A 10,986-nucleotide genomic window follows, 5' to 3' on the forward strand; every position below is an offset into this window, starting at 1 on the left:
GGAACGCCGAAGGGCGGCACCCCGCACGGGGTGCCGCCCTTCGGCGTGTGCGCAGGACGTCCGGAGCCGATCAGTACGCGCTGTTGACGTTGTCGATCGAGCCGTAACGGTCGGCGGCGTAGTTGGCCGCGGCGGTGATGTTGGCGACCGGGTCGTAGATGTTCGTCGAGGTACCGGGGACGTGGTACGCGTCGAACGTCGGCGGGATGACCTGCAGCAGACCCTTGGACGGTATGCCGTTCTGGGCGTTGATGTCCCAGCCGTTGATCGCGTTCGGGTTGCCGCTGGACTCCCGCATGATGTTGCGGTGCAGACCGTCGTACGAGCCGGGGATGCCGTGGACCTCCATGATGTCCAGCGCCTGCCTGATCCAGCCGTCCAGGTTGTCGGCGTAGACCGGGGTGCGGGCCTCGGAGCGGCTGGCGGGCTGTGTTTCGGCGCGCTCGGCGGCGGCGGCCTTGGCCTTCGCCTCGGCACGGGCCTTGACCTCGGCATCGGCGGCGGCCTTGGCCTTCGCGGCGGCCTGAGCCTTGGCCTCGGCAGCGGCGGCCTGCTTGGCCCTGCCGAGGTCGGCGGCCTTCACCAGATTCTCGGCGGTGGTGTGCTGCCCGATGATGCTGGCCTGCATGGCCTTGACCTGCGGAGTACCGGCGACCGATGTGAGGACCACGGGAGTGGGCTCGGAGGCCTGCGCCTCGGGCTTGCCTTCGGCATTGGCGGGGACGAGCGAGAACGAGAGCGAGGCGGCGGCGATGGCGCAGATACCAGCGACGGAGAGCTTCTGGGCCTTGTTCAGGCGACGGCGGCGGCCGGGGATGCTGGACACGGACATGCAGGCATACCTCTTCGAATCGCGGGAGTCCTCACGGAGGACGAAGACGGGAAGCTGTTTTGGCATCTCCGTCGGGGACGAGTGCAATTCTTAGCGCCAGCAAAATCCTGTGGCAAAGGTGTGACGTACGACCCCGGGTAGTGGATCTCGGCCGCGCTCGAACGTGACGGCCCGCGCTCATGCCCACTGATGTGGCGCCGGTGTACCCACTAGCCGACTTCGTAAGTGACGTGGGTCCTATGCCGGGCCTCACATCGACCGTGCAGCAAACTCACCAGCCGTTGCTTCAGCAATTCGGAGTGTGAGGTTCCGTCTTGGGAAGGGGCGGATGGTGTCCCCGAACTCATGCCAGAGGTACCCATGGCGCATTGCTCACCAGCAGACCGAGCCTGCCGAGCCCCCGGGGGCCCGCCGCGCAGGACCCGGACCGGTCCTAGTCCCTGCGCCCGAATCAGCACCGACCACAGGCCGATACGGCGCTCCCGCGCCGCCGGTACGGTGAGGCCATGAGCCATCGCCCACAGTCGGGCCTCGCAGCGGTGAGTGCCGCACTCCTCGCCATGAGCCGGCATCTCGAAGTGCGTGATGTCCTGAAGACGATCGTCGCCTCGGCCCGCCGGCTGCTGGACGCCGAGTACGCCGCCCTGGGCGTCCCCGACGACCACGGCGGCTTCGCACAGTTCGTCGTCGACGGCGTCAGCGAAGAGCAGTGGAAGACCATCGGTCCACTGCCCCGGCAGCACGGCATCCTTGCCGCGATGCTCCACGAGGCGAAGCCCGAGCGCCTTGCCGACGTCCGCAAGGACCCCCGCTTCGAGGGCTGGCCCGCCACCCACCCCGACATGTCCGACTTCCTCGGCCTGCCCATCAGGGACGGCGACGAGATCATCGGCGCGCTCTTCCTCGCCAACAAGCGCTGCCCCAAACCCGAGGGCAGTTGCGGCTTCACCGCCGAGGACGAGGAACTGCTGTCGATCCTCGCGCAGCATGCGGCGATCGCCCTCACCAACGCCCGGCTGTACGAACGCAGTCGCGAGCTCACCATCGCCGAGGAGCGTTCCCGGCTCGCCCATGAGCTGCACGACGCGGTCAGCCAGAAGCTGTTCTCGCTGCGGCTGACGGCTCAGGCAGCCACCGCCCTGGTCGACCGCGACCCGGCCCGCGCCAAGGAGGAGCTCCACCAGGTCGCCGCGCTCGCCGCGGAAGCTGTGGACGAGCTGCGCGCAGCCGTCATCGAGCTGCGCCCGGCCGCGCTCGACGAGGACGGCCTCATCGCCACACTCCGTACCCAGATCCAGGTCCTGGACCGTGCGCACACGGCCCGAGTCACCTTCGAGAGCCTGGGCGTACGAGCCTTGCCGGCCGCTCAGGAAGAAGCACTGCTCCGGGTCTCCCAGGAGGCCCTGCACAACGCACTGCGCCACTCGGGCGCCCAGCATGTCGACGTCACCCTGGCCCGGCACGGCAGCGGCACGCTGCTGAGGATCACCGACGACGGCAGTGGCTTCGAACCCGCGGCGACCCGGCAGGCAGGCCGCCACCTGGGCCTGGTGTCGATGCGGGACCGCGCAAGCGGTGTCGGCGGAAGGCTCACCGTTGAATCGGCGCCCGGCAAGGGCACCATGATCAAGATGGAGGTACCCGGTGGCTGACAAGATCATCAGGGTGCTGCTGGTCGACGACCACCAGGTGGTCCGCCGCGGTCTGCGTACGTTCCTGGAGATTCAGGACGACATAGAAGTGGTCGGCGAGGCGTCCGACGGCGCCGAGGGGGTGGCCAGGACCGAGGAGCTCCGCCCCGACGTCGTCCTGATGGACATCAAGATGCCCGGCACCGATGGGATCGAGGCGCTGCGCAGGCTCCGCGAGCTGGAGAACCCGGCGAAGGTCCTCATCGTCACCAGCTTCACCGAGCAGCGCACCGTCGTCCCGGCCCTGCGAGCCGGGGCTTCCGGTTACGTATACAAGGACGTCGACCCGGACGCCCTGGCCGGCGCCATCCGCTCGGTGTACGCGGGCCACGTCCTGCTCCAGCCGGAGGTCGCGGGAGCCCTGCTCGCCCAGGACGACACGGGCAGCGGTACGGGCCGGGGGAGCACCCTCACCGAACGGGAGCGGGAAGTACTGGGCCTGATCGCCGACGGCCGATCCAACCGCGAGATCGCGCGAGCACTGGTCCTCTCCGAGAAGACCGTCAAGACACACGTCTCGAACATTCTGATGAAGCTGGATCTCTCGGACCGGACGCAGGCGGCCCTCTGGGCCGTCCGGCATGGGGCGGCGGGCTGACCGGACCGAAGCGAACCAGCTCCCTCCGGACCGAGATTCATACTGTCGGGTGTATGTCACCCGGACGGCGCAACCTGTTCGGCCCCGAGGCGTTCTCCAGGGTGCTGCGGCGGCTGGCCGCAGCCACGCTAGGAGGATCCTGAAGTGAAGAACCTGAAGAAGGCCGCAGTCGTCACCATGATCGCCGGTGGAATCATCGCCACCGGTGCAGGCGCGGCCTCCGCCGACGGCCACGGCGCCGGAGCCCACGGTGCCGCGACCCACTCCCCGGGCGTGGTCAGCGGCAACGTCGTCCAGGTCCCCGTGCACATCCCGGTGAACGTGGTCGGCAACACCGTCAACGTGATCGGCCTGCTCAACCCGGCCTTCGGCAACCTCGGACTGAACGGCTGACCGACCTCACGGTCCTGTGTCGCCGGCCGGGCGCATCGAGCCCGTCCGGCGACATCCGAAGCCCGTCGCGGGGCACCTCCTAGGCACTCGAGACCGACCGGCAAGGGAAGGGGCCGAGGACAAAACGGCCCCGGACGGCCCCGGGTAACCGCCGCCCTGCGCCCGGCTGCCCAAGGCCTACCGCTCCCGCCCCTCCACATACGCGTTGTACGCGGCAACCTGCGCCCGTCGAGCCACCCGCTCCACCGGCCTCAGTGCCTCCCCCCGAGCCGCGATCTCCGATGCGCTCACCGCCCCGCCGTGCCCGTTCTCGTACGCCACGGAGATCAACAGCCCGACCCGTTGCGCAAGCTCCAGCACCCGCACCGCCCGCGGCGGATACCCCGGAGCCAGCACTTCGCGCCCCCGCTCCGCCCGCGCCCGGTACGCATCCACCGCTGCCTCCGCCACCGGCCCGGAACCGGCCACATCCAACCGCGACAGCACCGCCGTCGCATCCCGCAACGCCTCGGCGAGCTCCCGCTCCGCCTCACCCAGCGACGGCACATCGGCCGGCGGCGCCTCCCGTACCGGCAGACAACGCCACACCACCTCGACGTGCAGATCCCCCTCCGGCCCCACCTCATGCACCTCGGGAACCAGCCCGTACGGCGCACCGCACGCGACCACCGCCTCCTCGGCCTCCAACGCCCGCGCATTGAAGTCCGGCGGACCGCTCAGCCCCAGCGGGTGCCCGGGCGCAGGCAGCGCGACCCGGAAACCGGTCACTCCCAGACTCCGCAACCGTCCGAGCGCCAGCGTGAGCCCGACCGGCCCCGCCTCACCCGGCAGTCCCTCGACGCGGTGCACCGCGTCCTCCCCGACAATGGCGAGCGCCGCGTCGTCCGGCGACACAAGTCCGGCCAGAAGTGCGTTTCCCCAAGCGGCCAGCAGTCCTGAGCGTGGTTCCGAAAGCATGGCAACAGCCTAGGGAACATCTCCGAGGCCCGTCGTCACATGGGCCCAGCGCCTGGAGCTCTCCCGTGGTGGCGTAGATTTCCCTGGGAGCTGTGCCCACAGGCACGCGAGGATCTCGACACTGCATGGGGAGACAACGCGCCATGAGCGAAGTACTTGAGCTGGTGGACGTATCCGTGGTCCGCGACGGACACGCTCTGGTGGACGAGGTCTCCTGGCAGGTCAAGGAGGGGGAGCGCTGGGTCATCCTCGGCCCGAACGGCGCCGGCAAGACCACCCTCCTCAACATCGCGTCCAGCTACCTCTTCCCGAGCACGGGCACCGCCAAGATCCTCGGCGCGCAGCTGGGTGGGGTCGGCACCGATGTCTTCGACCTCCGCCCACGCATCGGTATCGCGGGCATCGCCATGGCCGAGAAGCTGCCCAGGCGCCAGACCGTTCTGCAGACGGTGCTCACCGCTGCCTACGGCATGACCGCCACCTGGCACGAGAACTACGAAGCCGTCGACGAGGAGCGCGCCCGCGCCTTCCTCGACCGGCTCGGCATGACCGAGTACCTCGACCGCAAGTTCGGTACCCTGTCCGAGGGCGAGCGCAAGCGCACCCTGATCGCCCGCGCCATGATGACCGACCCCGAGCTGCTGCTCCTCGACGAGCCCGCCGCGGGCCTCGACCTCGGTGGCCGCGAGGACCTGGTCCGCCGCCTCGGCCGACTGGCCCGCGACCCGTACGCCCCCTCCATGATCATGGTCACCCACCATGTCGAGGAGATCGCGCCCGGCTTCACCCACGTCCTGATGATCCGCCAGGGCAAGGTGCTCGCCGCGGGCCCCATGGAGACCGAGCTCAGCTCCCGCAACCTCTCCCTCTGCTTCGGTCTGCCGCTCGTCGTCGAGCACACCGGCGACCGCTACACGGCCCACGGACTGCCGCTCTCGTAGGCACAGCCGGACGACGGTCTCCGCAGCCGCCCGCCCGCGCCCTGTCCGCGAGGGCACCCGCAGCCCTACCATGACCACGTGGACATCGATGCGTGGGTGTGGTGGCTGATCGGCGCGGTGGGACTGGGCATCCCACTCGTCCTGACCGCGATGCCCGAGTTCGGCATGTTCGCCGTCGGAGCAGTCGTCGCGGCAGTCGTCGCGGCACTCGGCGGCGGCATCGTGGCCCAAGTACTGGTATGCGTCGCGGTATCCGTGGCCCTCATCGCCGTGGTCCGCCCGATCGCCGCAAGGCACCGTGCCGACCGGCCCCAACTCGCCACCGGCATCGATGCGCTGAAAGGCCGTCAGGCCGTCGTCCTGGAGCGGGTCGATGGCAGCGGCGGCCGTATCAAGCTGGCCGGAGAGATCTGGTCCGCCCGCGCACTCGACGAGGACCAGAGCTTCGATCCGGGCCAACACGTCGATGTCGTCGACATCGACGGAGCTACGGCCGTCGTCATGTGACCGAACCACCCACATAACAGAGCGCGTTCTGTCAGACTCGATGTCGATCATCATGAGACCGGGGCCGTCGAGGCATACGGTCCCTCCCACGATTCGACCTCGATCACCGCGATCCGTCGGCAACCGAAGGGCAACGAGGAACACGATGCAACCGATCATCATCGTCCTGATAATTCTGGTGGTGCTCGTCTTCATCGCCCTGATCAAGACGATCCAGGTCATCCCGCAGGCCAGCGCCGCCATCGTGGAGCGCTTCGGCCGCTACACCCGCACGCTCAACGCAGGCCTGAACATCGTCGTTCCATTCATCGACTCCATCAGGAATCGCATCGACCTCCGTGAACAGGTCGTGCCGTTCCCGCCCCAGCCGGTGATCACCCAGGACAACCTGGTCGTCAACATCGACACCGTCATCTACTACCAGGTGACCGATGCAAGGGCCGCGACCTACGAAGTCGCCAGTTACATCCAGGCGATCGAGCAGCTCACCGTCACCACCCTTCGCAACATCATCGGTGGCATGGATCTGGAGCGGACCCTGACCTCCCGCGAGGACATCAACGCCGCCCTGCGCGGAGTCCTCGACGAGGCGACCGGCAAGTGGGGCATCCGCGTCAACCGCGTCGAGCTCAAGGCGATCGAACCGCCCACCTCCATCCAGGACTCGATGGAGAAGCAGATGCGCGCCGACCGTGACAAGCGCGCCGCGATCCTCCAGGCTGAAGGAACCCGGCAGTCCGCGATCCTCACCGCGGAGGGCGAGAAGCAGTCCGCGATCCTGCGCGCCGAAGGTGAGGCCAAGGCCTCAGCCCTGCGCGCCGAGGGCGAGGCCCAGGCCATCCGCACGGTCTTCGAGTCCATCCACGCCGGCGACCCGGACCAGAAGCTCCTCTCGTACCAGTACCTCCAGATGCTCCCGAAGATCGCCGAGGGCGACGCAAACAAGCTCTGGATCGTGCCCAGCGAGATCGGCGACGCACTCAAGGGCCTCAGCGGAGCCTTCGGTAACCTCGGTAACGGCGCCCCCGGATTCGACACCGGCAAGGAACGCCGGGAGCAGCCCCCGGTCGACTGACGTGTACACGCCCTCGTGCATGATCAGTGCGCCAAGCACCGATCACGCACGAGGGATTCGCCATGACAACCTGGGAGATGCTCGCCGTCTTCGTCGCGGGCATCAGCGCCGGCACGATCAACACGATCGTCGGATCGGGAACGCTGATCACTTTCCCGGTGCTGCTCGCCACCGGCCTGCCCCCGGTCACCGCAACCGTCTCCAACGCCCTCGGTCTGATCCCCGGTTCCGTCAGCGGTGCCATCGGCTACCGCAAGGAACTCGCAGGACAGGCTCGCCGCGTCCTCAAGTTCGCTGTCGGCGCCCTGATCGGCGGCCTCACCGGCGCCACCCTCCTGCTGGCCCTGCCCTCCACGGCCTTCGAGATGATCGTGCCGATCCTGGTGGCCCTGGCCCTCGTCCTGGTCATCCTGCAACCGCGCATCAGCAAAGCCGTCCAGCGCCGACGCGAACATACCGGCACCCCCGCCCGCCACGACGGCGGCCCGCTTCTCTTCGTCGGACTGATGCTCGCCAGCGTCTACGGCGGCTACTTCACCGCCGCCCAGGGGATCATCTATCTCTCCCTGATGGGCATGCTGCTCGACGACACGATGCAGCGCCTCAACGCCGTCAAGAACGTACTGGCCGCCGTCGTCAACAGCATCGCCGCGCTCTTCTTCCTCTTCGTCGCGGACTTCGACTGGACGGCCGTCGTACTGATCGCCGTCGGCTCCGCACTCGGGGGCCAGATCGGTGCCAGGGTCGGCCGCCACCTCAGCCCCGCCGTCCTGCGCATACTCATCGTCGCGGTCGGCACGGTCGCCATCGTCCAGCTGCTGCTCCGCTGACACACGGATGCCCGCCCTCCAAGAAGGCAGGCATGCGATACGACGACGCGCGTACGCCGCCTACGCGGCGGTGCGGTCCAGCCACTCCGGCAGCGCCGACCGCTCACCGGCCCCCAGAGCCAGCAGCATCGCCTCCGCCGGCGATGGTACGAACGGCTGCCGCAGCAGCGGCATCCCCGCCTGCTCCGGCGTCCGGGCCGCCTTGCGGTGATTATCCTCGGCGCAGGACGCCACCGTGTTCAGCCAGGTGTCCTGACCGCCCTGGGCACGCGGCACCACATGGTCGACGGTGCTCGCCCGCCGCCCGCAGTACGCGCACCGGTGCTGGTCCCGTATCAGCACGCCCCTTCTGGACCACGGAGCCTGTCTTCGGAACGGCACCCGTACGTACCGGCAGAGCCTGATCACCCGGGGCACCGGAATGTCCACGGCGGCGCCACGCATACGGAGATCAGGGTGCGACTGCTCGACGACAGCCTTGTCCTGCAGAATCAGCACCACCGCACGGTTCAGCGTCACCGTCGACAGCGGCTCGAAGCTCGCGTTCAGTACCAGTGTGTCCCGCATCTCGCCCACCTCCCGTGTGCCGCCCACCCGCTGGCAGGCCCGGATCAACTCTGGCTGGGCAGGCCGTGATGGACAACGCAATAAAAAATGCCCTGCCCCGATCTCTCCAGGACCAGGGCAGGGCAAACAGCAGGCGAACTCTCGGTTCACCGGGTTCTAGGGCGCCGTGTACTCACCGATCAGCTGAGCACGGCCCAGCGTGTGGAACCGCAGATTGAATCCGACGACCGCGGGCGACACATCGCTGTCGACACCCAGCTTCTCGCTGTCCACCGCGTACACGGTGAAGACATAGCGGTGGTTCTCACCGGCCGGCGGCGCGGCACCGCCGAAGTCCTTCGACCCGTAGTCGTTACGGACGTGTACGGCACCGGCCGGCAGCCCCTTGAAATTTCCGCTCCCCGCACCGGCCGGCAGCTCCGTGACCGACGCCGGGATGTCGAAGAGCACCCAGTGCCAGAATCCGCTGCCTGTTGGAGCATCGGGATCGAAGCAGGTCACGGCGAAGCTCTTGGTCCGATCCGGGAACCCCTCCCACCGCAGCTGCGGCGAAGTGTTCCCGGCCGCGAACACCTGGGCATCCGCCAGCACAGCCCCGGGCGCGAGATCCTCGCTCACCACCGTGAACGACGGCACCTCGGGATGAAAGTCGTGCGGCAGCGGCGCCCTCTTCGGCTCGGTCACGTCAGCACCTTTCCTGATCGCTCTACTGCTGTCAGCAGGTCTTCCCCGACCCTAGAGCCAGTTGCGCTGACCGCCGACCTGGGCGAGCCACTGATTGAGGTACGCCGCCCAGTCGGTCCCCTGGAAGTCGTTCAGTCCGACCTTGAACGCGCGGTACGAGTCGCTGCCCTCGCTGAAGAGCCCCGGCTTCTTGTCCATCTCCAGGACGACGTCCATCTCGCGGTCGTCCGCGACGAACGTCAGCTCCACCTGGTTCAGGCCGCGGTACTGCTGCGGCGGGAAGAACTCGATCTCCTGGTAGAACGGCAGCCGCTGGCGCGTACCGCGAATGTGGCCGCGCTCCATGTCCGCGCTGCGGAAGCCGAAGCCGAGCTGCCCGAAGGCGTCGAGAATGGCCTGCTGGGCCGGGAGCGGGTGCACATTGATCGGGTCCAGGTCGCCCGAGTCCAGCGCCCGCGCGATCTCCAGTTCCGTGGTCACGCCGATGTTCATGCCGTGCAGATGCTGACCGGCGAACATCGTGATCGGCGTCTCCCACGGAATTTCGAGCCCGAACGGTACGACGTGCACGGCACCGGCCCGCACCTCGAACGCGCCACCGAGCCGAAGCTTGGCGAACTCGATGTTCTGCTTGATCTCCGTGTCCTGGCCCTCGACCTCGACCCGGGCCTGCAGGCCGACGGAGAGCCCCTCGATCTGCTGATCCACGGATCCGCCCTGGACCCGCACCTCACCCTGGACGATCCCACCCGGTACGACATTGAGTTCGGTCAGCTCGGTCTCCACCGAAGCACCGCCTGCACCCAAGCTCGCGAGCAGCCGCTTGAAGCCCATGTTTACTCCTCCTTGGTCCTGACCTCTAGATACGTGTCACGACCGCAGTCAGTTCCCGGTAACCTCGACCGCCATGATCGAGGGCCTGGACCGTACGCCACTGACACGCGACTTCTTCGACCGCCCCGTACTGGACGTGGCGCCCGACCTCCTGGGCCGGACCCTGGTGCGTGCCACCCCCGACGGCCCCATCGAACTCCGCCTCACCGAGGTCGAGGCCTACGCCGGCGAGATCGACCCCGGATCCCATGCGTTCAGAGGCCGCACCCCGCGCAACAGCGTCATGTACGGACCACCCGGCCACGCGTACGTCTACTTCACGTACGGCATGTGGCACTGCCTTAACCTGGTATGCGGCCCGGAGGGAAAGGCCAGCGGTGTGCTGCTCCGTGCCGGCGACATCCAGGTCGGCGCCGACCTCAGCCGCAAACGTCGAATCTCGGCCCGTAACGATATGGAACTGGCCAAAGGCCCGGCCCGACTGGCCACTGCCCTCGACGTCGACCGCGGACTGAACGGCACCGACGCCATCGCCCACCCCGGCGCCCCGCTGTCGGTACTGCACGGCACCCCACCACCCCGCGACCAGGTACGCAACGGTCCGCGCACCGGAGTGGGCGGCGACGGAGCCACACATCCGTGGCGCTTCTGGATCGAGGGAGACCCCACAGTGAGCCCCTACAGAGCCCATGTGCCGCGTCGCCGAGCAACTTGACTCGTCCTTGGGGGCCGCCTACTGTAGCCCGAGCCACTTGAACGGGCACTGCTCTCGGTACGGTCCATCGGACCGCCTCGAGCATCCGGAAGCGGCCAACCACTACCTACGAATCACCCTGGCGGGTGCGAATTCGGCATGCCGTAATTCGATCCCGTCGACTCGATTATGAGTCGCCAAGGAAATCGGTTAACGTAGTGGACACGCCGAAAGGCAAAGGCCACTCCAACGGCCACCGGAATTCAAATTCGGACCGGAAACGGGACGAAAAAGAATCTGGTAAGGTTGGAACCGCCGGAAAGGGAAACGCGAAAGCGAAGAACTGGAAAGCGGCCCCGCTTCGACCGGGAATCGGACACGAA

13 protein-coding genes are annotated in these 10,986 nt (G+C 67.9%); 8 read left to right on the forward strand and 5 right to left on the reverse strand.

Annotated elements, in window-relative coordinates; translation table 11 throughout:
* Nucleotides 1-70: 70 nt before the first annotated feature.
* Nucleotides 71-832: a transglycosylase SLT domain-containing protein gene (locus ACH4EW_RS26690; RefSeq protein WP_398261055.1), complete on the reverse strand. Its 762-nt coding sequence runs from the start codon at nucleotides 830-832 to the stop codon at nucleotides 71-73.
* Nucleotides 833-1,338: 506 nt separating this feature from the next.
* Here ACH4EW_RS26690 and ACH4EW_RS26695 point away from each other — a divergent pair.
* From ACH4EW_RS26695 to ACH4EW_RS26705, 3 genes are all read left to right on the forward strand, one after another.
* A complete protein-coding gene (locus ACH4EW_RS26695) occupies nucleotides 1,339-2,484 on the forward strand; it encodes a GAF domain-containing sensor histidine kinase (RefSeq protein ID WP_398261057.1) in 1,146 nt (381 codons plus the stop codon).
* A complete protein-coding gene (locus tag ACH4EW_RS26700; RefSeq protein ID WP_398261059.1) occupies nucleotides 2,477-3,121 on the forward strand; it encodes a response regulator in 645 nt (214 codons plus the stop codon). The genes ACH4EW_RS26695 and ACH4EW_RS26700 overlap by 8 nt, the downstream gene beginning before the upstream one ends.
* 144 nt (nucleotides 3,122-3,265) lie before the next feature.
* On the forward strand, nucleotides 3,266-3,514 hold the full coding sequence (locus ACH4EW_RS26705) for a chaplin (RefSeq protein WP_398261061.1): 249 nt from the start codon (nucleotides 3,266-3,268) through the stop codon (nucleotides 3,512-3,514).
* A 177-nt stretch (nucleotides 3,515-3,691) separates the two neighbouring features.
* Here the strand turns inward: ACH4EW_RS26705 and ACH4EW_RS26710 are convergent, their stop codons facing one another.
* Complete coding sequence (locus ACH4EW_RS26710; RefSeq protein WP_398261063.1) at nucleotides 3,692-4,471, reverse strand: hypothetical protein; 780 nt, start codon at nucleotides 4,469-4,471, stop codon at nucleotides 3,692-3,694.
* A gap of 143 nt (nucleotides 4,472-4,614) precedes the next feature.
* On the opposite strand from ACH4EW_RS26710, the gene ACH4EW_RS26715 reads away from it, so the two are divergent.
* The 4 genes from ACH4EW_RS26715 to ACH4EW_RS26730 all read left to right on the forward strand — a co-directional run bounded on the left by ACH4EW_RS26715 (nucleotide 4,615) and on the right by ACH4EW_RS26730 (nucleotide 7,824).
* The gene (locus ACH4EW_RS26715; RefSeq protein ID WP_398261065.1) at nucleotides 4,615-5,412 is read left to right on the forward strand and encodes an ABC transporter ATP-binding protein; all 798 of its coding nucleotides are present in this window, start codon (nucleotides 4,615-4,617) and stop codon (nucleotides 5,410-5,412) included.
* A gap of 78 nt (nucleotides 5,413-5,490) precedes the next feature.
* A complete protein-coding gene (locus ACH4EW_RS26720; protein WP_398261067.1) occupies nucleotides 5,491-5,919 on the forward strand; it encodes an NfeD family protein in 429 nt (142 codons plus the stop codon).
* 145 nt (nucleotides 5,920-6,064) lie between these two features.
* Nucleotides 6,065-6,994 carry an SPFH domain-containing protein gene (locus ACH4EW_RS26725; protein WP_398261069.1) on the forward strand — a complete coding sequence of 310 codons (930 nt, stop codon included), beginning with the start codon at nucleotides 6,065-6,067 and terminating at the stop codon, nucleotides 6,992-6,994.
* 62 nt (nucleotides 6,995-7,056) lie between these two features.
* Entirely contained in the window at nucleotides 7,057-7,824 is a 768-nt protein-coding gene (locus ACH4EW_RS26730; protein ID WP_398261071.1) for a sulfite exporter TauE/SafE family protein, read from the forward strand.
* A gap of 60 nt (nucleotides 7,825-7,884) precedes the next feature.
* Here the strand turns inward: ACH4EW_RS26730 and ACH4EW_RS26735 are convergent, their stop codons facing one another.
* The 3 genes from ACH4EW_RS26735 to ACH4EW_RS26745 all read right to left on the reverse strand — a co-directional run bounded on the left by ACH4EW_RS26735 (nucleotide 7,885) and on the right by ACH4EW_RS26745 (nucleotide 9,909).
* Entirely contained in the window at nucleotides 7,885-8,391 is a 507-nt protein-coding gene (locus tag ACH4EW_RS26735; protein WP_093895792.1) for an HNH endonuclease, read from the reverse strand.
* Nucleotides 8,392-8,547: 156 nt separating this feature from the next.
* On the reverse strand, nucleotides 8,548-9,075 hold the full coding sequence (locus ACH4EW_RS26740) for a YbhB/YbcL family Raf kinase inhibitor-like protein (protein WP_398261073.1): 528 nt from the start codon (nucleotides 9,073-9,075) through the stop codon (nucleotides 8,548-8,550).
* Between the two features lie 51 nt (nucleotides 9,076-9,126).
* Nucleotides 9,127-9,909 carry a sporulation protein gene (locus ACH4EW_RS26745; RefSeq protein WP_398261075.1) on the reverse strand — a complete coding sequence of 261 codons (783 nt, stop codon included), beginning with the start codon at nucleotides 9,907-9,909 and terminating at the stop codon, nucleotides 9,127-9,129.
* Nucleotides 9,910-9,982: 73 nt separating this feature from the next.
* On the opposite strand from ACH4EW_RS26745, the gene ACH4EW_RS26750 reads away from it, so the two are divergent.
* Nucleotides 9,983-10,624, forward strand: coding sequence for a DNA-3-methyladenine glycosylase (locus tag ACH4EW_RS26750; RefSeq protein WP_398261077.1), 642 nt, complete (start codon nucleotides 9,983-9,985; stop codon nucleotides 10,622-10,624).
* Nucleotides 10,625-10,986 lie beyond the last annotated feature (362 nt).

The sequence above is a fragment of the Streptomyces sp. NPDC018000 genome (assembly GCF_044328025.1).
Lineage (GTDB): Bacteria > Actinomycetota > Actinomycetes > Streptomycetales > Streptomycetaceae > Streptomyces.